The organism is Cupriavidus sp. 05L310 (assembly GCF_056398185.1).
Map to the genome: position 1 here is coordinate 1 of NZ_JBFTOX010000060.1, position 21,904 is coordinate 21,904.

At 62.3% G+C, this 21,904-nt stretch carries 18 protein-coding genes; 12 read left to right on the forward strand and 6 right to left on the reverse strand.

What is annotated here, in order from left to right; all coding sequences use genetic code 11:
- The 7 genes from AC1DS6_RS33215 to AC1DS6_RS33245 all read left to right on the forward strand — a co-directional run.
- The coding region (locus tag AC1DS6_RS33215; RefSeq protein WP_477103996.1) for a hypothetical protein at positions 1 to 246 on the forward strand (246 nt) is incomplete at its 5' end.
- A 305-nt stretch (positions 247 to 551) separates the two neighbouring features.
- A complete protein-coding gene (locus AC1DS6_RS33220; RefSeq protein ID WP_276286980.1) occupies positions 552 to 1,955 on the forward strand; it encodes an efflux transporter outer membrane subunit in 1,404 nt (467 codons plus the stop codon).
- A gap of 226 nt (positions 1,956 to 2,181) precedes the next feature.
- A complete protein-coding gene (locus AC1DS6_RS33225; RefSeq protein ID WP_477103997.1) occupies positions 2,182 to 4,755 on the forward strand; it encodes an FHA domain-containing protein in 2,574 nt (857 codons plus the stop codon).
- A complete protein-coding gene (locus tag AC1DS6_RS33230; protein ID WP_441635823.1) occupies positions 4,742 to 6,124 on the forward strand; it encodes a beta-barrel domain-containing protein in 1,383 nt (460 codons plus the stop codon). The genes AC1DS6_RS33225 and AC1DS6_RS33230 overlap by 14 nt, the downstream gene beginning before the upstream one ends.
- 72 nt (positions 6,125 to 6,196) lie before the next feature.
- Positions 6,197 to 6,949, forward strand: coding sequence for a peptidylprolyl isomerase (locus tag AC1DS6_RS33235; RefSeq protein WP_276286977.1), 753 nt, complete (start codon positions 6,197 to 6,199; stop codon positions 6,947 to 6,949).
- 20 nt (positions 6,950 to 6,969) lie between these two features.
- Positions 6,970 to 10,029, forward strand: a complete 3,060-nt coding sequence (locus tag AC1DS6_RS33240; protein ID WP_477103998.1) for an ABC transporter transmembrane domain-containing protein — start codon at positions 6,970 to 6,972, stop codon at positions 10,027 to 10,029.
- A 78-nt stretch (positions 10,030 to 10,107) separates the two neighbouring features.
- Complete coding sequence (locus AC1DS6_RS33245) at positions 10,108 to 11,412, forward strand: sigma-54 interaction domain-containing protein (protein ID WP_477103999.1); 1,305 nt, start codon at positions 10,108 to 10,110, stop codon at positions 11,410 to 11,412.
- Positions 11,413 to 11,451: 39 nt separating this feature from the next.
- Here AC1DS6_RS33245 and AC1DS6_RS33250 read toward each other — a convergent pair whose 3' ends face one another.
- Together AC1DS6_RS33250 and AC1DS6_RS33255 are read right to left on the reverse strand one after the other, a co-directional pair.
- Complete coding sequence (locus AC1DS6_RS33250; protein WP_441635829.1) at positions 11,452 to 12,222, reverse strand: PP2C family protein-serine/threonine phosphatase; 771 nt, start codon at positions 12,220 to 12,222, stop codon at positions 11,452 to 11,454.
- Between the two features lie 126 nt (positions 12,223 to 12,348).
- The gene (locus AC1DS6_RS33255; protein WP_276286973.1) at positions 12,349 to 12,636 is read right to left on the reverse strand and encodes a hypothetical protein; all 288 of its coding nucleotides are present in this window, start codon (positions 12,634 to 12,636) and stop codon (positions 12,349 to 12,351) included.
- A 604-nt stretch (positions 12,637 to 13,240) separates the two neighbouring features.
- On the opposite strand from AC1DS6_RS33255, the gene AC1DS6_RS33260 reads away from it, so the two are divergent.
- From AC1DS6_RS33260 to AC1DS6_RS33280, 5 genes are all read left to right on the forward strand, one after another.
- Positions 13,241 to 13,714 carry a lecithin retinol acyltransferase family protein gene (locus tag AC1DS6_RS33260; protein WP_477104000.1) on the forward strand — a complete coding sequence of 158 codons (474 nt, stop codon included), beginning with the start codon at positions 13,241 to 13,243 and terminating at the stop codon, positions 13,712 to 13,714.
- Between the two features lie 467 nt (positions 13,715 to 14,181).
- Positions 14,182 to 15,351: a CAP domain-containing protein gene (locus tag AC1DS6_RS33265; protein ID WP_441635833.1), complete on the forward strand. Its 1,170-nt coding sequence runs from the start codon at positions 14,182 to 14,184 to the stop codon at positions 15,349 to 15,351.
- A gap of 74 nt (positions 15,352 to 15,425) precedes the next feature.
- Positions 15,426 to 15,647 carry a hypothetical protein gene (locus tag AC1DS6_RS33270; protein WP_276286970.1) on the forward strand — a complete coding sequence of 74 codons (222 nt, stop codon included), beginning with the start codon at positions 15,426 to 15,428 and terminating at the stop codon, positions 15,645 to 15,647.
- Between the two features lie 524 nt (positions 15,648 to 16,171).
- The gene (locus tag AC1DS6_RS33275) at positions 16,172 to 16,369 is read left to right on the forward strand and encodes a hypothetical protein (RefSeq protein ID WP_477104001.1); all 198 of its coding nucleotides are present in this window, start codon (positions 16,172 to 16,174) and stop codon (positions 16,367 to 16,369) included.
- Positions 16,320 to 17,153 (forward strand): DUF6414 family protein, encoded by an 834-nt coding sequence (locus AC1DS6_RS33280; protein WP_477104002.1) that lies wholly within the window; start codon positions 16,320 to 16,322, stop codon positions 17,151 to 17,153. The genes AC1DS6_RS33275 and AC1DS6_RS33280 overlap by 50 nt, the downstream gene beginning before the upstream one ends.
- A gap of 186 nt (positions 17,154 to 17,339) precedes the next feature.
- Here AC1DS6_RS33280 and AC1DS6_RS33285 read toward each other — a convergent pair whose 3' ends face one another.
- The 4 genes from AC1DS6_RS33285 to AC1DS6_RS33300 form a co-directional block, all read right to left on the reverse strand.
- Complete coding sequence (locus AC1DS6_RS33285) at positions 17,340 to 18,827, reverse strand: ATP-dependent nuclease (protein WP_477104003.1); 1,488 nt, start codon at positions 18,825 to 18,827, stop codon at positions 17,340 to 17,342.
- An 80-nt stretch (positions 18,828 to 18,907) separates the two neighbouring features.
- Complete coding sequence (locus AC1DS6_RS33290) at positions 18,908 to 19,171, reverse strand: pyocin activator PrtN family protein (RefSeq protein WP_477104004.1); 264 nt, start codon at positions 19,169 to 19,171, stop codon at positions 18,908 to 18,910.
- Positions 19,168 to 19,782 (reverse strand): hypothetical protein, encoded by a 615-nt coding sequence (locus AC1DS6_RS33295; RefSeq protein WP_477104005.1) that lies wholly within the window; start codon positions 19,780 to 19,782, stop codon positions 19,168 to 19,170. The genes AC1DS6_RS33290 and AC1DS6_RS33295 overlap by 4 nt, the downstream gene beginning before the upstream one ends.
- Before the next feature lie 33 nt (positions 19,783 to 19,815).
- Positions 19,816 to 21,894: an H-NS family nucleoid-associated regulatory protein gene (locus tag AC1DS6_RS33300; RefSeq protein ID WP_477104006.1), complete on the reverse strand. Its 2,079-nt coding sequence runs from the start codon at positions 21,892 to 21,894 to the stop codon at positions 19,816 to 19,818.
- Positions 21,895 to 21,904 lie beyond the last annotated feature (10 nt).

The following is a 21,904-nucleotide window of genomic DNA, read 5'->3' on the forward strand; positions in this document are numbered from 1 at the left end:
GCCATCAAAGACCTGTCCGTCACCGAAGAACTCGACGCCCGCGCCATGCGCGCCGTGCGCGGCGGCTTCGTGCCCTTCCTGCCCGTGTTCAGCGCCGTCAAGATCGACTCGACCTTCAATGCCGAGCAACTGATCGGCCAGACGCAGAATGTTGTCAACATGAACGGCAACAACACGGCCTTCGCCGCGGATATCAAGTCGCACGTGAGCTCAACGCAGAACGCGAACAACAACATCTATCGTTGAAGCCACCGCCGCCCTCCCGGATTGCCGGGCGGGGCGGCCCTCTCTTGCCGCCTTCATGGCAGCCAGCCTCCAATTACAGGTTGGATAGCGCCGCCGGCGGATACACAATGAAGCATGGCGAGGCCTGCTTGCTTGCATCCGGGCCGTGACCGACCCGGCGCAGCTGGCGCCGGCGACGTGACGAACGGGGCCTGCTGCCCGCCTAGTCCTTTTCGGTTCGCTTGCGCCTGCAGGAGGCGATCGTGCCAGACCTTTCCACTCCGTTCCGTGTGCATCGATCACGCACCGCCGCAAAGCGATGCCTGATGGCAGGCGCGTGCCTGCTGGCGCTGGCCGGCTGTGCCGATTTTCGTCCCCCGGTGTACGAACGCCCGGTAACACCGGCCAAGCCCGACTGGGCGCGCCAGGGTTCGATCACCGTCTCGGCGTCGGACACCATCGTGCCGAACTGGTGGCAGGCCTTCCGGGATCCCTATCTGGACGGACTGGTCGACAAGGCCATCGCTGGCAATTACGACATCAAGGTGCTGGCCGCGCGAATCAAGGTGGCAGGCGCACAGATTTCCGAGGCGAAGGCCGGTGCGCTGCCGGTCTTTGATGTCGGCGCCGGTGCAAGCTTCGAGAAAACCACAGGGCAGAACCTGGTCAAGACTTACAACCTGGGCACCCAGGTCAACTGGGATATCGACATCTGGGGCAAGGTCGAGAAGGGCGTGCAAGCCCAGACCGCGGAATTCAACGCGACCGAAGCGGATTGGCGCGCCGGCTACCTCACCCTGGTCTCGGACGTGTCCACTACCTATTTCCAGATCCTGCAGTTCGACGAACAGATCGATCAGCAGTCCAGGTCACTGGCCAAGAACAAGCAGATCCTCGCCACCTACCAGGCGATGTTCCAGAACGGACTGGTCCCCAAGATCCGGGTGATGCAGCAACAGGCGGAAATCAACCGGCTGACCAAGAACCTGCTGGAACTGCGCCGCTCGCGCGATATCTCGGAGAATGCACTTGGCACGCTGGTCGGCGTGCCGGCGGGCGTTTTCAAGGTACCCGCGGGGCGCTTGCAAGAGCGCGTGCAGTTGCCCGCGGTGCCGGCCGGGCTACCGTCGCAGTTGCTCTCGCGGCGCCCGGATATCGTGGCGGCGGAGTACCGCGTGCTTGAGTCATACAACCTGGTCGGACAGGCGCGGCTGGCGCAGTTGCCCACCGTCAGCCTGACCGGTCGCGGCGGCACCGCAAGCTTCGCCTTGTCGGATCTGCTGAAGTCCTTCACATTCGGCCTGATGCCGAGCATCAACCTGCCCATGCTGGATCCGAACGTGCGTGCGCATGTCAAGACCACCGAGGCGCAGACCAAGGTGGCCGAGAACGAGTACGGCCGCACGGTGATCACTGCATTCGAGGAGGTGGAGAACGCACTGGTCAACGTCGATGCGCACAAGAAGCAGCGGGTGGAGTTGCAGCAGCAGGTGGAGCAACTGCGCGTCGTGTCGGCGCAGATCGAGGCTCAGCTCAAGGAAGGCGTTGTGTCCCAGCTTGAAGTATTCGAGACCGAGCGGTCACTGCTCAGCGCGCAACTCGAGTTGTTGGCGAACCACCAACAAATCCTGGCCGACACTGTCACCCTGTACAAGGCACTTGGCGGAGGGTGGCCAAGCGTCGAAGTGAGCAATGCGGGAAAGGACGCGCCGCGGCAGGTGGCGAAATAGACCCCGCGACAATCCATGTATCGGGACCGGACGATCCCGGCAAAGCCGGCGCCAGGCCCGCAATACGCCGCCGGTGGACGTTTGACTACCGGCAAGCGTGGCCTACTATGTCCTTAGTCAACACGTTCCCGGCGGAGCGGGCCGGTTCGGCCCCGCGCCGCCGCCATGGAAAATGGCTTGCCGCCGGCGCACGCGCCGCGGTTCGCGCTGTTGGTGGTATCGAAACATGGCTCCAGACGAAGCTCTGATTGTCGAGATACGGGCAAAGGTGGGGCAGGCGTTCGATATCGTGCTTGTCCCCATCTCGCACCCCGAGTTGGGCGAGATCCGCATCGACGAGAGCCTGTTCGCCGTGGGCCGCGCGGAAGCGCCATTCGCCGCATATCCTCCCGATGTGGCGGCCGCGCTTTCACGCCGTCATGCGCGCATCTTCTCCGAGCACGGCGCGGCCTATATCGCGGACCTGGGCAGCAAGAACGGCACCACGGTCAACGGCGAGACCGTGGTACTGCAGCCGGCGAGATTGCGCGATGGCGACGAGGTGCGCTTCGGCGCGGCGCTGTGCTATCGGGTGCGTCTGGCTTCGCGCACGCCGGTACAGGCACCGGAGCCGATATCGGTCGTGCTGACGCTCACCCCCGAGCGCGACGACCTGGGCCTGCAGCCAGTCGAGGTGGCCGGATTTCCTTTCCTGGTCAGCAAGGCCGACGAGACCTTCTCCCGCTACAAGGAGGTCTATCCTCACCAGGTCAACTATGTCTCGCGCCGTCACGCGCACATTTTCCTGAAGGGTGGGCAGCCTTTCATCGAGGATCTGGGCAGCACCAACGGCACCTTCGTCAACGGCAAGCGCGTGGAAGAACACGCGGTTCCCCTTGGTGAGAGGGACCTCGTTGCCTTTGGCGGCAATCATTTCGTCTATCGGGTCGGCATACGGAACGATGCGGCCACGGATGCGACCGTCACCAGCTCGAACCTGCCGCCCCCCCAAGGCACCGGCACGCCTGCGCAGAGCGCGCCAGACGTGGCGCCGACGTGCGCACCGCCCGTTCCAGTGGCAGCCGCCGCAACCGTGGCCGAGCCGGCCCACGATCCAGACAAGACCACCTTCGTCGGCGCGGCTGGTTCGTTCCTGGACATCTTCTGCGTCGACTATGCCGCGCAGCAAGAGGACGAGGTCAACCAGGAGGCCCTGCCCCAGCCCGAAGGCGATGCGGGCGGGGCGGACAAGCCGCGTGCGCAAGGCAAGTTCGCCCTGGTCATGGGCAAACTTGGCAGCAGCTTCGGTGCCGCGGAGCGCGCCGGACTGAAGCGCGCAGCGCGGTGGGGCGGTATCCTGGCCGCGGCGGTCGTGGCGCTGCTGCTATTCCTGTATTTCCGCGGCGCGCCCGAGCGCGAGATGACGGACTTGATGGCTAGCGGCGACTATCCCCGCGCGGCGGCGGTGGCCGATGCGTACCTCAAACGGCACCCGGACAAGGTACGGTTCCAGGCGATGGGCACGGAAGCGTTGTTGCGGGCGGAGGTGCCGGCATGGATCGGCAAGCTGCAGGCGCGCGATTTCAACGGTGCGGACGCGGCGCTGGCGCGTATGAAGATACTCGGCGCGCACAACGCGGACGCACTCGGGTTGCTCGAAGAACTTGCCTGGATCGGACGGCTGAACCGTTTCGTGGCCGGCCGCGGCGGCGTGGACGCGCCTATCCGCATGTATGCCGATGAGGCCAGCATCCGCGCCTTGCTCAAACACTGGAACGAGGACACGCCGGCGCACCAGCGCGCACTCGACCGCATCGCCGCTTACGTGCCGCAGTTCAAGGAGCCCTATGCCGATGCGCTCAGCTACTTGCGCAAGCTGCAAAGCGATGATTCTGTCTACCTGGCGGCCATCGACCGCCTGAACGCATCGCTCGCCACCGGCCTGGCAAGCGATCACCCCGAAGCCCTGCAGGCCGTGCTGGCCGATTACGCCGAGAAATATCCAAGGCTCGCCGGCATGGATCGCCTGAAGGACGATCTGAAGCAGTACCTGGAACTGGACAGCGCGGCGCGCGCGATGAAACTGGGCCCGCTGATGGCGCAAATGGCCAAGGCCCGCTTCTCCTCGCCGCCCTTCCAGGCCCGCTTCGGCGTTCTGGCGGCCAGCCGACTGCCGACGCCGGAACTGGTGCGGCAATACGGCGAGGTGGACAAGGCGTGGCGTGCGGGAGACAGCGACAAGGCCTTCGCGGGGCTGCAACAGATAAAGACAGGGCCATGGGCCGAGGCCGCGGCCAGGGATCTCGCGCGCAAGCAGGCCGTCGCCACGCAGTTCGCCGAATTGAAGAAGGCGCGCGGGGGCAAGGGCTACGAGGAGTCCTTGCTGTCGTTCTACGCCATGCTCGATCCCGCTGAGGACACCTACTTCCTCAAGGCAATCGAACCCGATGTGGCAGCGATACACGATGCGGCTACCAGGCGCGCGCAGGAACTGATGAACGGTGCGCTGGCATCGTGGCGGCAGTATCGCCGCGACGGGGCGATCGGCGGCGAGCAGCGGCTGGAATCCGAAATCTCCGGAAAATTCCGCACGCAGGCGCGCCTGTTGTCCAATGCCAGCGCACAAGCGCGGCAAGGCATGCGCATCTACACGCAACTGAAGGTCGGCGATACGGCGCAGTGGAGTCAACTCCAGGAGGATATCAATTCGGAAACGGAGTTGCAGCGGCGTTCGCTGCAGGAACTGCGCATGGTGTTGAATCCGGCCTTGCTCAAGGCCAAGCTTGCATTGATAGGGGGGGAGGGCGATGAGGGACGATAGCCGGGACAATCGCCTTAAGCCGCTGTCAGAGGCACTTGAGGATCACAGCGCGGAAGGCATCGCGATCCTGAGCGCGGAGCCTTGGAAGATGATGCAGATCTCCGTGCTGGTCATGGTGGCGCTGGTTGTTTGCGCGCTGGTGTGGTCGTTCGTCGGGCACGCCGATGTGATCGTGTCCGCGGACGGTACCCTGGCGCCCGAATCGGAAGTGCGGCGGTTCTATGCGCCGGTCGACGGCGAGCTCGCGGATCTCTATGTGGCCGAAGGCCAGCCGGTGTCCAAGGACGACGTGCTGGCGCGGCTGAATGCGCGCGGCGCGATCGAGGCCGCCACCAATGCGCTGGAGGCGCAGCTCAAGCTGCAGGATTCCGAACGCGAGTGGAAGCAGTTTCCCGACAGGAAGCTGCTGATGGAGCGCAAGGCGGCGGCGTTGAAGCAGCAGATCGATGTGGCGGAACGGCTGCATGAGAACCGCACGGCAGAAGGCACCACCCGGCTCGCGGAACAGCAACGGGCGCAATTGCAGCAGGCGCGCAGCAACCTCGACAGCGCGCGCCGTACCCGCGAATTCGCCCGGCAGGAGCAGGACAGGTATGCGCGTCTGTTCGCACTGCCCGGCGGCGGCGGCGTTTCGCAGTCGCAGGTGGAGTCCAAGCGGATCGCTGCGGTCGAAGCGGAGAACGCGCTGCAGATTGCCCAGTCGCGGCTGGCCGAACTGGATTCCAAACTGAGCCAGGAGTTCAACCAGGCCACGGTGCAACTGGAAGGCAGCAGCCAGGAACTGACCAACCTGCGTATCCAGTACGACGCCGCGCTGCGCGAGATCGCCAATACGGAAGACAAGCTGCGCCTGCAGGTCCAGACCGCGCGGCTGGTGGCCGAGGCGGCGGCGCGCATCCGCTTCGAGAATATCGACAAGGACAACTTCCTGCTGATACTGGCCCCGGTGGCCGGTGTGATCACGGATGTCACCTCCACGCAGCGCGGCGACAAGGTCCAGGCCAATACGCCATTGGGTGGCATTGCCCCCAAGGACGCGCGTCCGGTGCTCAAGATCGTCATTGCCGAACGCGACCGCGCCTTCCTGCGCGAGGGCCTGCCCGTCAAGCTGAAGTTCAACGCCTTCCCCTACCAGCGCTACGGCCTGATCAACGGCACGCTGGAATACATCTCGCCGGCGACCAAGCTGGCCGGCCCGAACAAGCAGCCGATGTACGAGGGGCGCGTCAGGTTGGCGCAAGACTATTACTCGGTGGCCGATAGCAAGTATCCGCTGCGCTACGGCATGACAGCCACGGCGGAGATCGTGGTGCGCGAGCGGCGGCTGATCGACCTCGGGCTGGATCCGTTCCGGCAGGTTGCCGGATGAAAGGGTGCGCATCGGCCCGCATCCACGGGCAGACGGTGCGTGGCGTGTGGCAAGAATCAAGGAGCTGACGAGATGACAGCGATTGTGCGGGTCGACGACGAAGTCATCGGCGTCGAGGAGTTCATCCGGGTCCTGAAGCTCACGGGACAATTCGAAGCGCTGATCGAGCAGATCGTCAGGGACAAGCTGACGGTGCATGCGGCGAAGAAGCAGGGCCTCACCGTGTCGCCGGAGGAGATCCAGGAACGCGCCGACCAGTTCCGGCGCGTGCAGGGCCTGCACCGCGCGACGGAAATGAACCATTACCTCGATGTGCTCGGCGTCAGCCTCGACGAGTTCGAGGCGTTTATTACCGATAGCCTTTACCAGGAGAAGATGCTGGCCGAGGTAGCCAACGAAAAAGCCGTCGACGCATACTTCAAGCTGCATTCTCCGAAGTTCGACAGCATCGAGGTCAGCCATATCGTGGTAGACGCCGAAGGCAAGGCCAAGGAACTGATCTCCTACCTGCAGGACGACCCCGACAGCTTTGCCGAGATGGCGCGCGAGCATTCCCTGGCAGATACGAAGGAGCAAGGTGGCGCAATTGGCAAGGTACTGCGCGGATCGCTGAAGACCGACATCGAAGCCAAGGTGTTCAATGCCGCCACCGGCGACCTGCTGGGCCCCTTTCCCTCCCACGACCGCGCCTTCTTCGAGATATTCATGGTGAGCGCCAAGCATCCCGCGGTGCTGGATGCGGAAGTGGCGGCGGAGGTGCGCCGGCTCCTGCGTGAGGACTGGCTGATGGCCAGGGCGCAGGAACACGTCATCGAAGCGCGCTAACCGCGAAGGCCGAGAAGCATATGGAAGCCAGCCCCGAACTGCAGCCGCTCGCCGATTTCCTGTCGGGCGTGGAAATACTCTCGCCGTTCTCGCGCGAGGAGATGGAGCGGCTGGCGGAGCACGCGCAATCGCTTTCCTTTGGCTTCGGCGAGACGATCTGCAATGCCGGCGATCCGGCCGACGGGCTCTTCGTCATCAAGGCGGGCTCGGTGCGTATCTTCAACGAGGAAAATGGCAAGGAGGTCAGCCTGGGCGTGCGCAAGGCACGCGAGGTTTTTGCCGATATCGCCATGCTGCGGGAATACCGGCACGAATCCTCGGTGCGGTCTTCCGGCAAGACCGAGCTGCTGTTTATCCCGCGCAGCGTGACCGAGCCCATGATCGCGCAGAATCCGGCGGCGATGGCTTTTGTCGCCAGCTATGTCGCGATCAGTTCGGCCGGCGGCTTCGTCGCGCGCCTGTTCGACCTGCGCGGAAAGCTCGATAAGAGCGAACTCGAAGAGGCCGTGCGCAGCGTGGGCGTCAAGCGCGTGTCCGAGGGCAAGGAGATCCTGAAGCAGGACTCCAGGGAGGACCGCCGCCTGTACGTGGTGCGCCAGGGCGAGGTGCGCATCGTGCGCAATGAGGATGGCATCGAGTATCCGCTGGCGACCCTGCGCCAGGGCGACATCTTTGGCGAGCGTGCCTGCGTGATGCGTCAGGAGCAGATCGCCTCTGCCATCGCCGGCACGGATGTCAGGCTGCTGGTCATCCCGGAAAAGACCGTGCAGCTGATCCTGGAACGCAACCCGAAGTTGCGTGAAGTGCTGGAAGAACGCATTCGCTTTATCGACCGGGAACTGCACCGGCAAAAGAAACTGGCAGAGCGGCGCAAGCATCCGGTCATGCTCGACTTGCGCTCGAAGCCGGAGTTCGGCGAGCGGGTGATCCGCCGTTTTGCGCTGGTGGAGCAGGCCGAGGAGATGGATTGCGGCGCTGCTTGCCTGGCAATGATCTGCCGCCATCATGGCATTGCCATGACGCTGGGCAAACTGCGCGAGCTCGCCAATGTGACCACGCAGGGCGCCACGCTGGACAGCCTGGCCCGCGCCGGCGAATCGCTCGGCTTTACCACGCGGGGGGTACAGTGCACGCATGATTCCCTGCTGGGCTTCGAGTTGCCGTTCATCATCCACTGGGAGGGCTATCACTATGTGGTGGTCTACGGCGTATCGAAACGCTGGGTATGGGTGGCCGACCCGGCCCTCGGTTTTCGCAAGATGGCCGTCGAAGAGTTCGAGCGCGGGTGGAGCGGTACCTGCCTGCTCTTCACCGCCGGCGAAAGCATGGCGCAACTGGCGGTGGCGCGCTCGCCCTGGCTGCGTTTCATCGGCTACCTGGCGCCATATAAACGGATTCTTGCGCACCTGTTCCTGGCGACCTTTGTGATCCAGGTGCTCGGGGTGGTGCCGCCCCTGATCATCCAGAACATCCTGGATGGCGTAGTGGTACACCAGAACGTCGGACTCCTGAACCTGCTGATCCTGGGGCTGATCATCTCCAATGTCTTCTCGCAGTTCATGAGCACGGTGCGGGCATACCTGGCCAATTTCATGGTGCGCAATATGGACTTCGCCATGATGTCGCACTTCTTCAAGCACACCTTGTCGCTGCCGTTCTCCTTCTTCGCCAAACGCAAGACGGGCGATATCTTTGCCCGCTTTCAGGAGAACCAGACCATCCGCGCCTTCCTGACCGAGTCGACGGTGACGACGGCACTCAACCTGCTGATGGTGTTCATCTACTTCACCATCATGTTTCTCTACAACGTCAAGATGACGCTGGTGCTGATCGCGTTCGTGATTCCCATCGCCGCCCTGACGGTCGTGGCCACGCCCAAGGTCAAAGCGTACGCGCGCGAGGTGTTCAACACCTCGACCGAGGCCAGGTCCTACCTGATGGAGACGCTGGGCGGCGTGGAGACGGTCAAGGGCATGGGCATCGAGCGGCCCGTGCGGCTGAAGTGGGAGAAGAAGTACGCCAAGGCGCTGGAATTGCAATACAAGGCGCAGGCCTTCCACATCCTGGTGGGGCTGGCCAGCCAGCTGCTCAATGCCGCAACTACCATCGCCGTGCTTTGGGTGGGCGCCAACCTCGTGCTGCAGCGTGAACTGACGGTCGGCCAGCTCATTGCCTTCAATGCCTTCATGGGGAGCGTACTGGCGCCATTGATGGGCCTGGTGGCGCTGTGGGGCCAGCTCAACGATGCGGGCGTCGCGATGGAGCGGCTGGGCGATGTGCTGGACCTGGAGCCGGAGCAGAAGCCCGAAGACCTGCCTTCGCGCGTGATGCTCCCGGACCTGCAGGGCGAGATCAATCTGGAAGGCATCTATTTCCGCTACGGCGGCGCGGAGACGCCTTATGTACTGGAGAACATCAGCTTCAGCATCAAGCCTGGCGAGTTGCTGGCCATCGTTGGGCGCAGCGGATCGGGCAAGACCACGCTGGCCAAGATGCTGGTGGGTTTCTATGTGCCGACCGACGGCAAGCTGACCGTGGATGGCTACGATATCGGCGTGATCGACAAGGAGTATTACCGCGCGCAGATCGGCTATGTAATGCAGAGCAACCTGCTGTTCTCGGGCACCATCGCCGAGAACATCGCCTGCGGCGACGACAGCCCGGACCGCCGCCATATCGAGGAAGTCGCCAAGATGGCCGATGCCCATGCCTTCATCAGCAAGCTGCCGCTCGGGTATGAACAGGTGGTGGGGGAACGCGGCGTGGGCCTGTCCGGTGGGCAGATCCAGCGGCTCTGCATTGCGCGCGCGCTCTATCACGATCCTCGCCTGCTGGTTTTCGATGAGGCGACTTCGGCGCTGGATACACAGTCGGAGAGCAACATCCTTGGCAATATGCAGGAGATCCTGCATGGCCGCACGGCCGTGATCATCGCGCACCGCCTGAGCACCATCATGCGCGCGGACAAGATCCTGGTGCTGTACGAGGGCGCCATCGTTGAGCAGGGCCGGCATGAGGAACTGCTGGAGCGCAAGGGCATGTACTACCAGTTGGTGCAAAAGCAGCTGAGCGCGGCTTGAGCGCGCGCACGCGCCGGGACATCCATGGCGCACGCGCCGGGACATCCATGGCGCAATGCAACGCAGGGGGAGCGCGATATGAAGTTGTTCAACCAGGGCGGATCGGTCGGGTCCGCCATCTCCTATGCCGGGCTGATCGAGAAGATCGAGATCCTGCGCTCCACGTTGCGCTGGGCTTCCAAGCTCGAACGCACGGAGATCGAGAAGCTGCTCAAGCAAGCCACCACGCTGCGCGACGAGGTGATGCAACTGTCGCACAAGGAGCGCTTTGTGCAGGCGGCGGTGGCCGAGCCCGCTCCGGCGGATCTCGCGCCGCGGGAGCGCCGGCAGGCGCTGCTCGAGCGCAGCTTTATCTTCGAGGGCACGTTCGGCGACAATCCAAAGCTGCTGGAAGCGCTGGAAATTGCCGAGAAGGCCGCGCCGACCGACCTGCCGGTGCTGATCGATGGCGAGAGCGGTACCGGCAAGGAGCTGATGGCCAAGGTGATCCATGCCAACGGATCGAGGACGGACAAGCCCTATATCTCGGTGAACTGCGGGGCGATTCCGGAGAACCTGATCGAGTCCGAGCTGTTCGGCCACAAGAAGGGTGCCTTCACTGGCGCGGCCAACGATCGCCGGGGCAAGTTCGAGAGCGCGCATACGGGGACCATTTTCCTCGACGAGATCGGCGAGTTGCCGCTGACCGGGCAGGTCAAGTTGCTGCGCGTGCTGGAGTCGCACGAGATCCAGCGGGTTGGCTCCGACGAGACCATTTCAGTCGATGCGCGTATCGTGGCGGCAACCAATCGGGACCTGCGGCGCCTGAGCGAGGAGGGCAAGTTCCGCGAAGACCTGTTCTACCGGCTCAGCGTGATTCACGTCACGCTGCCGCCGCTGCGCGAGCGCCGTGACGAGATCGCCTTGCTGGTGGCGTATTTCGGCGACGAGTCCGCCGGCGCCTTGAAGCGCCGCCCCATCAAGCTGACGCCGCGCCTGCGCGACTTCCTGATGAACTACGCCTATCCGGGCAATATCCGCGAGCTGCGCAACCTGATGTACCGGATCTCGTGCCTTGCCGGCGATACCGCCGATCTCGAGCATCTTCCGCAGGATCTCCGGCCCAAGCCATCGGCCCCGGCGCTGGTCGCAAACGGCTCCGTGCCGGTGGTGGTGGATGCGTCGACGGCTACCTCGCTCAGTGAAGCCAAGCGGGCCGCCAGCGATGAAGCCGAGCGCGCCTTCCTCGAACGCGGCTTGCAGGAGGTGGGCGGCACCGTGGCGGAGCTGGCCAGGCGTTTCGACATGAATCGCTCGCACCTGCAGATGCTGCTGAAGAAGCACGGCATCCATTCGAAGGATTTCCGTAATCAGGCAGCGGCGCAGGGCGGCAAGGCGCGATAAAGGGCTTTTCGTCCGCCAGGCTTCGCGCCGTCGCAGCCATTACAGCGCGGGGTTCACCATGGTCTTGTCGGAGCCGTAGAGATCTTCCGCTCGCGCCACCACGGCCGTGATGTTGTCGTGGCCGCCGCGGCCCAGCGCCGCGGCCAGCAACGCCTGGGCTGCCAGTTCGCAATCGCCGCATGCCAGTACGCTGGCGATCTCCGGATCCCGCAGTTCGTTGCTGAGCCCGTCGCTGCAGAGCAGGAAGATATCGGCGTCCGCTACCTCCACCCAGGCCTGGTCCAGTTCAAGCGTGGTGTTCGCGCCCACGGCGCGGGTGATGGTGTTATGGGCCGGATGATGAATGGCTTCTTCCGCCGTGATCAGGCCGCGGGCCTTGAGTTCCTCCACGCGGCTGTGGTCGCGGGTGAGCTGCGTCAGGTGCGCGTCCCGGTACAGGTAGATGCGGCTGTCGCCTGCCCACAGGCAGCCGCAGAAGCGCTCGCAGGCCATCAGCACCACCACTGTGCTGCCAATGCGCCGCACCTGCCGGCGCGCCGCCTCCGCCAACAGTTCGCGATTGACTTCCTGCAAGGCCGCGCGCGCATCGTCGAGCAAGCTCTCCAGGCTGGGCGGCACGCCCAGGCGGGCCAGCGTCTCCACGACCAGGTTGCTGGCATAGTCGCCAACCGCATGGCCGCCCATGCCGTCGGCAACGACCCACAGTCCTCGGTCCGGTTGCGCGAGGCAGGCGTCCTCATTACGCTCCCGTACCAGGCCGACATCGGAACGAGCGGCTGAAGTCCAGCGGAATTGCGATGCACAGGTCACGATCCTCTCCGGTGTGCGGACGAGCAGGGCACTATCGCGCCAAGCCGTTACCGGGACAGGCAACGGCTTGGCGGGCGGTGCGTGGCCGGACTGTGCGTGCTGCTGCGCGAACTGCGCGCTGCCGGGTTACATCCGTCCGTCGTTCCTTGCCCCTTGTCCCGCTTGTACATTGATGTTCGCGCCGGGCGCCGAATTGCGAACGTCAATGTTCTGAAACTGGTTAACCATCTGATCAGCATAGAAGTTGTTGTTGATCTCGTAAAAGTTGACGATCGGCAGAGTGCTTGCACGGGGCGGCGTATAGGGCTGGATCCAGCCGAATACCCAGGGAGCACCGCCGCCGCGGATGGCCGCCATTGCCTGGCCATCCAGTGTGCGGTTGGTAAAGAGGTCTTTGATGGTGAGCGCCGCCATGATGGGTCTCCGGTGCTTGGGATGGGTAGGGACTGTGTTCCGGTCCGTGGCTTGTCGCCATGCTTCTATAGAGCAAAGCGCGTGCCAGTGCCATGCCCGCCGCCTGGCGGGGGATGCAACTGCTTGATTTCGCTCGGTTTTCTGCCCGCTCGGGCGGAATTCCGGCCCAGCGTGGGCGCTACGCCTCGTGCCGGAGCGTTGGCGCCTCGCCAACATTCCCACACCTTGTGGTGGTCGCGAACCACCGCTTTGGCCGTGGCCCGGCCGCCTGTCCTGCCGTCGTGAAGGCAGGACAGGGCAGCGATTCGCCGCTCGCCCCTTAACTCCCGCATCGGCAATGTCCTGTCGCTATCGATGAGGGGCTGGCAGCATGCGGTCCGCCCGAGGAGCGACAAAAAGCCCTTATGCCGGTTTGATTGCATGGCACCAACACATTGGGCAACACGCTGTTGGTTTTCCTACGACGCTTTTCCCCTTCCCGGTACGCTGCATCACCCGCAATCCCTTGCGGTAGCTAGGACCACGTTGGTTGGCACGGTTGATGCAGATGCAATGGCAACGAACCAGGCAATGCCTGCGGCAAGCAAACAGATCAGAGACCGCCATGAACCACCAGAACCAACTCCAGGAAAAGGCCATCGATGCTGAGCCGCCCATGGGCGCGCACCTTGTCACGCTGCGCCGCGGCTATGCCCACCACGGTATCTACATTGGCGAAGGCAGAGTGGTTCACTATGCCGGTTTCGCCGGGTCGCTCCACCGTGGCCCGGTGGAAGAAACCACGCTCGAAGCCTTCGCCGCCGGCTATCCGATCACCGTGAAGGCCAACCCCTGCGCCAGGTACGTCGGCCTCGAAGCCGTCGCGCGCGCCCGCTCCCGTCTCGGGGAAGACAACTACCGGTTGCTCACCAACAACTGCGAGCACTTCTGCACATGGTGCCTGCATGGCGAAGGCCGCAGCGAACAAGTGGAAGCCTGCCTGCAGCATCCGTCGACAGCCGTGCAAACCGTCGTCACCCTGTTCAGGACATTTTTCGAAGCCGAATGGAAGGGCGCGTACTTCGGTGCCCGCGCTTAATCACGACAAGCCAAGGAGACCGACATGCAAACCGCCAAGATATCCCTGCGCGGCCTGATCGACAAATGGCTAGGTTCCAGTCGGGCAGCACCCGCTCGCATCACGCGCGTGCGTAGCTCGCGAGCTGGCCGAAGTGGCTGCGTCCGAGTGGACGTGGCGCGGCCCTCCGGCCAATTGTCGATGTTCTTCTTTCGTCACGATGACGGGTGCTGGTGCGTGTTTCCGCCGGCGCTCAGAATGGGTTGAGGCCCGAGATTGCGCGAAAAGCCGGGCATTCGCATGTGCCTCAGGCGGGCCTGTTGCTTGCTCTATCCGCGCAAAGGTCACACGTAAGCATTTGTTCGCAGGCTGGACGCCCGATCGCGCGCACCAATAACATCGTCCGGATTTTTCACAGCGGGTAGGGTGCATGCCAGGCCCGAATTCTTGACCACCGGCTGCGATCGCCGGACGAACCCCTCGGACTGATGCTAGCGAATCACTCGACGATGCCCGGAAAGGCTCACTTTCCCAAGACACTTCTGGTACTGGCCTGCGCCACTCTGGCGCTGTCCGCTTGCGGCGGTGGAGAGGGTGGCGGCAGTGGCGCCAGTGCGGCGGCGCCCGCCGGTGCCGCCAACAATGCGGCGAATGCCGGTGCCGGCGCCGCTATCGCTGTTGCCAGCACCAGCCAGGCAGTGCCCGCTACTGCCGTAACCGCGTGCTTTACCGTGACCGGCAACGCCGCGCCCGCTACCAGCACTTCTGCCGTGAGCGTTCTGCCTGTGCGCGGCGCCGCAGCCGTCACCAACTACCGCGTGCTGGGCGAACCCAAGGCCGCAGGCCTGTGCTATGCCAATTTCCGCCGCGTGCAAGTCGGGCTTCCGGCGTTGGAGGCGCAGGACGCGATTGGTGTCGCGGCGCAGAACCACAGCAACTACATGCTGTGGAACAAGACGCTCGGCCACGATGAGAATTCCGCCGCGCGCGGCTTCACCGGCACTTCCCCGAATGTCCGCGTGCAAGCGCTGTACCCAACTGGCGCAACGGCCGAAGTCGTTGGAGGCGCCACAAAGTGGAGCTCGGATCCCAACGCTGTGCTAACCCTGTCATCCAATGACGCGCTGGTGTCCGACCTGTTCGATGCGCCGCTCCATCGCGCCACTTTGCTGGGCAGCTACAAGTCCGCGGGTGCGGGCTATGCCGAAGAGAAAGGCACGGGCTCGGGGGGCGCCACCGCATCGTTCTATCAAACCGTCGACCTGGCCGATGCCACCATGCCTGGCACCAGCACCCAGATGGTGGCGTATCCCTACGCAGGCCAGGCCGACGTGCCGACCAACTGGGTGAACAACGAAAGCCCCAATCCCGCGCCCGGCTACCAGAACCAGACGCTCGGCTACCCCATCACGCTGCAAGCCATCGATCGCAGCCAGACATTCAATGCCGATACCTTCGTGCTGACCGATGCGCAAGGCAACAATATCAATTGCCTGAAGGTAGATGCACGTAGCGCCGGTCTCTCGGGCGCGGCGGCCGGTGCTGCCGTCTGTACGCCTCTCGCGCCGCTTGCCGCTGCGAGCAAATACAACGTGACGGTCAGTGGCCAACTGGCAGGCAAGCCGCTTAACCTGAACTGGTCGTTCACCACAAAGTAAATGCGCCCGACCCTGTTCGCGCGGGGACGTGTCCATCTATGATGGGTTCATGTCCCGCGTCGAGGAGTGGCACCATGGAACGACAGTTCGAATATGGCGGCTATGCCGTGGTGGCCCGCGCGGTACCGTCGGCCGACGGGGGCTTTACGGCAACGGTCGTCATTGCTGACACATTCGGCGAAGCCCCGCAGCCCTCGTTCGAGGAAGAGGCCGGTGTGGCGCTGACCCAGGAAGCCGCTATCGCCCTGGCCGAAGCCGCTGCAATGCGAGCCATTGACGCGGGGCAGGTGAATTAGCCGGGAAGACGACGATCACGTGACCTTGCAAACCGCGTTCAGGCGGATCCGGGCGGTCTAACCTATACTCTCGTCCTTTCGCTCGCGCCGCGTGATGTGCCTGCGCGCTAAGTGCAACATTGGGTTTGACGGTGCAAAAGTGCGCAAATTGGCATATTGCGGCAAAGATGAGCGGAAGCAGGACATAGTCGGAACATCCGTAGATCTAGCATTCAAGCCGCTTTTCCAATGAATTCAACCCCGCGTCGTATCTCGGTTGCCCCGATGATGGATTGGGGGAACGGGGGGCGGGATAGCCTTGTCAGTAAAGGGTTTCTGGGGAGTACTGCATCCCATGTAGCACTAATGTTGCCCCTTGGGGGGGCGACCCGACCCGCCCACAGGTTCGGGGGCACTACCTGTGGGGGGATCTCAGATCGTTCTCCGTGCGAGTCAGGCCCTTATACTTGTCGGAGAAGGTAGAGTACAGCTTGCCCGGTTGATGTATTATGGGAAGTGTGCTAGGGGCCGCATCGGAGATCACCATGAAGAATCACATATTTGACGGACTGAAGGCCATGCTGTCGGCCTCCGGTAAGGCTGAGAAAGAAATGGTGAAGGGTGCGGAAACTGTCCTGCGCGGGATCGAGCAGCGTCGCGCAGAATACGAAATAAAACGGAAGGCAGTTCAGGATGACATTAAGCGCGGTTCCAGACGCTCAAACGGAAGAATTCCTTTTTGATTTTCTGTATGTCGATCGATCAAGAATAGCGTCGTATTATGCACAGTTGTTTGATGATGGCATTCATACAGCAACTAAGACGGTTTCAAGTACTAATACCAGCACGTCAGATAAAACGACGATTGGTTTTCCGAAGATTTTGGGGGCGGAGTTTTCTGGTGCGGATGCAACTCAAAGCGCTGTGGAGAGGCAATATGATGCTGCATGGCATTTGCCCCTTAATCTTCTCAAGGAGTTGAACGAACGAGGTTATGTTGAGCCTGATATTACTGCGGCACGCCTTGGGCAGATTGTCCACTTCAAGGGCAAGTTGCAGGTAATAGATCTGCGAATGGTTCAGCGTATGTGGGAACCACTTGTCGAGATACAAAGCCTAGAATTGCCGGTCCAAACGGCCTCACAACGAAAGGGGAAGGCCGAGCAGACACGCAAGCAGAAGCACGTTGTGAAGATTCTGGAGAATATGCCTCACACGCTTCAAATGCGTGGATTTAATGATGAAAATCAAGTCTGGTCCACGCTGGTGCCGGAGCACCTCTCCATAAATCCGGCTGACTTATCGTTCAAGCATGGAGTATCGATTCCAGGCGAATGGTCCATGATAGCGGTATTGGATGCGCACCCGGTTCGTGCCGACGACGAGCTCAATTTGCCGAGGGGTATCGGCGAGGTCGAATCTGGAATACTCCAAATGATGCTCATGCTCAAGGTTTACTTTGGAAAGCAGGATGATGACTTCGGGGTCACACCGCTGGCGATTTATCGGCGCGTCGAAAGATCGTAGGCAGCGCCCGCACTGAAGGGGGGTGGATCCAACGGGTCCACCTAGTGTGGCGCTCATCCACATAGTTGCTGACACTTTTTCCTTGTGGCCGCCCTTGGCGCTCTTGTTCGACTCCGCGATGCTACCTATTGGCAGGCGAATCTCGGGGAGCTACTCGCGTCTTACAAAGCCCCGATCGACGCTGCCCTAGGCCAAATGTGCGCGAATCTTACCCGCGAGTTCCCGAGCCTGCGCATCATTTGCTGCAAACCAGGCGAGAGTCAGCCGATCTCGGAGCATGGCAACAGGAATGCCTAGTTCCTTGGCCAAAACTGGAAAAACGGTCTTGGCCCATTTACTCCCGTGCTGCTCCATACCGGCAACTTTCGCGCGCTCAAAGGCCGCCTGCATGCCGTTAACGAACTGTTCTGCGCGTTGAATATTGTCTTCTGATAAGAGGAGTTCTTCGGGGGCTTTGTCTCCTGGCAATGAGAAGAGGTTGTCTGCCGGTGCGTCACCGATGTCAGGGTCACGAACACCTATCGCCCTTATTCCCTCATCCCGAAAAACCTTCACCAGTCGATAGACGTCATCTGTGTTTCCTACAGGAACGACGCTGGTGTTATCAAGGATGGCCCGATCACACCGCCTCAGAATATCCTCCACGAATGCCTTCGCGACTAGATCCTCGACCAGGATCAAGTCCTTGTTTGTCGTTACCACGCCGGCGAGTTCGCGTGCCGCCGCTATATGCGGGGCCTTCATAATCACCTCTACGCCAGTCTTGCTTCGTACTAGTAGCGCGCGCCCCTGTTCGGGAAGCGCAGAAAATAGTTCCGACGAATGGGTTGTGACTATGATCTGATGACCTTTTCTGCGGGCCACGTTCATTAAATACCACGCCAACCCTCGTTGTGCATCTGGATGCAGGGTTATTTCGGGTTCTTCCAAAAGGACAAGAGATTTAGCAGGGAGTCCCTCTAACGATTGAATGAGCCGGATTACTTTCTGTTCGCCGGCGCCCATGTGAGGCTCTCCGTAGATGAAGGTGCCTTTGGTCACTTCGGCAAGTGAATCTCTCCAGGGACCCTTCTCCAGGCTCACCGTATGCATCGCTCCAGCATCGTACGGTGCGCCAAGGACGGCAGAAATTGATTTGAGCAATGGCATGTCAAACGCAGTGCTCGCTTTTACCTCTAGGCGAGATCTAAAAACATGCACTCTATCTCTACGTTCGATGCGTGGCGCGAATGTAGTAATACCAAAAAACTGCGCATACCGAATAGGGTTGCCTCGTCGGGGATAGCCCCACCGTGTTCTGTCCTTCTGATACGGAATCGTGACGCTTGGTTCGTCGTTCCAGAATGTGAAGGCAACGGATGAGTGCTCTGAAAACGCAGGAGTCTCGTTGGCAAGGGCGTTTCGAACCCACTCACCAATCTTGAAGTTCCGGCCTCCAGTTTTGCTCACGTAGGCCGCCGAGCACAACTGCAGAATAGTCGTTTTTCCGCTTCCGTTTGTGCCCGCAATCGCCGTGACCGGCCAAGAGAATTCGAGGTTGGCCGACATCCCGCGAACCCCTTTGACCTGGATGGTTTTCAGAATATTGCCGAACAGCCCATTGCGGGCATCCGGTTTGTTCCATTTCTTCTCGGTCTCTTCTATTTCCTTGAGGAGGTCGGCTTTGGTGACCATGCGCATCCTTCTTATTCTTGCTTAAGATAGCGCAGCATTATCCACGAATACGGGACCACTGGCTTTGCTTCGCCATGGGTTCACCGATCGCACAATTGGGAGCACTCTTTCTGAGCGGCGGCTCGCCGCTCGTCGATGTACTTTGCTAGGTCCTCCACGTGAACACCTTTGGCGCTCTTGTTCGATCCTTCAATGCGGACCACCGGCAGGCGGATATCTCCTAGACTGATCTTTCGGAGTAGCTTCTCCGGACTCAGGTGGGGGAAGTAGTCTCTCGCCACGATGTCGAGGGGCACGACCGCAGTCGCACCATACTGCGCCAGCAGCAGAAAAATAGTAGTCATGCCTTGTCTCCGATGATATTGCTGGCGTCCTCGGTCAGTATCTCGCTGGCTTCGGCGAGGTGGTTGTGCAACTCGGTGATGGCTGCCTCCAGTGCCTGTGTGTCTGGATCCTTGGTGGCATGCTCGGCCCATTCGCGATTGGCCAGCATGGCGGTAATGCCTCGCACAGCGCGACGCAGCTCTTCGCCTTCCTTGATGCGTTGGATCTGGTCTTCGCGGCTACTACGCAGCAGGGAGCGCAGGGCTTGCTCGGCGATCACCGGGCGCGGGATGCCGCGGAAATGCAGCATGGCGGCAAAATTGGCGGTGTCGACTGGATCGCCCTTGGTCAGACTCTCAGCGAACATAACGGCTAATCGTTCGCCGGAGCACTCCAGCGGGTTGTCCCAGCCGCGCCGGCCCTTCTTCGTCCGGGAAAAGGCCATCTTTGCTTTCATGGCGGTAGCCAGAATGTCGACCGCGATGTCATCCGAATGGACGGGCGGGGGAGGGGTCACGCGCTTTTCCGACGTCGCCGCGAACTGCAGGTGCTGCTTGGCGGGGATGCGGGCGCCGATGCTATCCATGGAGGATTCCGGGGTGGTGGGCCGTTTGCTGCGATTTCGTTTCATGTGGTGGTTCCTAGCGGTCTGAGTGGGGTGCGCTTACTGCACGAGGAATGAGTCGATGCTCTGGCCATCGGCAAGCGCGTGGGCGAGCCAGCTAGGTTGTTTGCCACGGCCGCTCCAGGTGTTGCCGTTGGCATCGCGGTACCGGATGGGCGGCTTGTTGGATTTCGCGGCCGAGGCCTTTGGCTCGGCTACAGCGCCGCTGTCGACGGCGGGCCGGCGCAGGACCGCCGGCAGCCAGCGGCGGCCCTCAAGGTACTGCTCGGCCGCGCCGATCATGGCGTCCTTTTTCCTGGTGCCGATGCTGGCGGCGGCTTCGTCACTAACTGCCTCGCGTACGGCTTCCATCCGTCGAGATTTGGGTACGCTGGCCAAGTAGGAGCCGGCGGTGGGCCGCCACCAATCGGCCATGTCCAGGTCGACGGCGGCCGCGAGCTGGTTGGCGTGCTCATGCACGGCGGAGTCTTCACGCGTTGCCTGTGTATCGACGGTATGGGCGACGCACACGGCGAGCAGGGCGAGCTGATCGGCTTGGCTCAGCGTCTGCAGCCAGGCGAACAGATCCTGGTCTTCCGCGGGAAGCCTATCCTCCCAGTCGGCGATACGGGCTTCCATGCTCTGCCATGCAGGCGAGGCCTCCAGGTCGTCAGCCGCGCGCTGTATGGTGCCCCGCTGGTCGCTCGCTTGAACCTTGGCCAGCGCCTGGTGCCGCCAGCGATAGTTCACTTTCGTGAAGACCTGGGATACCAGTGCTTGGAGGACGAGCGCCAATGCGACCGAGGGAGACCCGGCAACCAGCGCCTGCAGGGCGGCGGTGCGGTGCCCGGTGAGCTTGGCCATCAGGCTCTCTGAGAGAGGGCGTTCGGCCGGCTCCTGCGGGGCGCTGTCTTGGTCGGTGCCCGGGTTCTCCGCATTGCTCTCGGTGGCCTGCAGGTCCTTGCTCTTCTTCTTACCGGCCTCCGGCTTGATCAGGCCGCGGTGGATCTCCAGCTCGCCATTCTGTGCAATGGTGATGATGACCCCCGCCTTCGCCTTCTGGCGGTCGCTGTAGGTTGCGGTGCTGGCTTCGATGGCTTCGATCAGGGCTTCAACCTGGCCGAGCTCGTTGAGCAGATCCTCGTCTTCGACTTCCAGGCGTTCGTTGCGTTCGTCCAGCTCGGTAGCGCGAGCCTTGAGCGTGGTCAGCTCGGCACTCTCCTCCTCGGTGAGGTCACGCTTCTTGGCCTGGCTCCTCCCATACATCAACTGGTCGTTGTAGCTGAAGCGGTCCTGTGCTTCCACCCAAGCCCACCCCTCGGCGCGCATCGCCTCGGCCGATGCATCGAGCTTCTCCTGTGCGAGGCGCTTCAGCAGCTCACCATCACTAATGTAACCACCGCCGGCGCTGAAAAGGTCCCGCAGGACTGGGCCGCCGGCGGCCTCGTACGCATCGATGCCGACAAACTGCGCCAGGCGATCTGTCTTGGCGTTGATGGCGCCGGGGGCGGCCAGGGCGGCGCGAAGTCGATCCGGACGCTGTTCCCACGGGTCGCCGCGCTGTGCTCGCTCCCATACGCGCGCCTGGGCGGCATGGTCGTCCGTGATAGCCAGCGCCATCAGCTGGTCGAGGCTCATCTCGTCGTCGCGGTAGGCCTGCACCAGGTTGGGCGACGCGTTTGCCAGCTTCAGGCGACGCTGCACGACCAGCGGCGTCACGCCGAAGCGCGCGGCAATTTCCTCGATCGAGCTGCCACCATCGACCATATCGCGGAAGGCCTCGAATTCGTCAGCCGGATGCATCGCCTCGTGCATGTTGGCGGCGATACTGATTTCCTCGGCATTGCCGGCGGTTTCGAGCTTGCACAGGACTTCAAACGTCTTGGGCAAGTCACCGCGTGCCATCAGCATGTGGATGGCCTCAAGGCGGCCGCGGCCATCGACCACCTCGTGCGACGGCGCATTCTTCTTGCGGCTGACGTGCTCGATCACGGATAGATTCTTGATCAAGCCATGGGCGAGGATAGAGGCAGCAAGCTGATTGATCTTGGTGTGGCGGCGCCTACGGCGATTGCGCGGCGAGACGATGAGGTTGGCGGCCTGGATGACGAGAAGTTCGCCGGGTTGAACTTGGGGCATGGTGACTCCG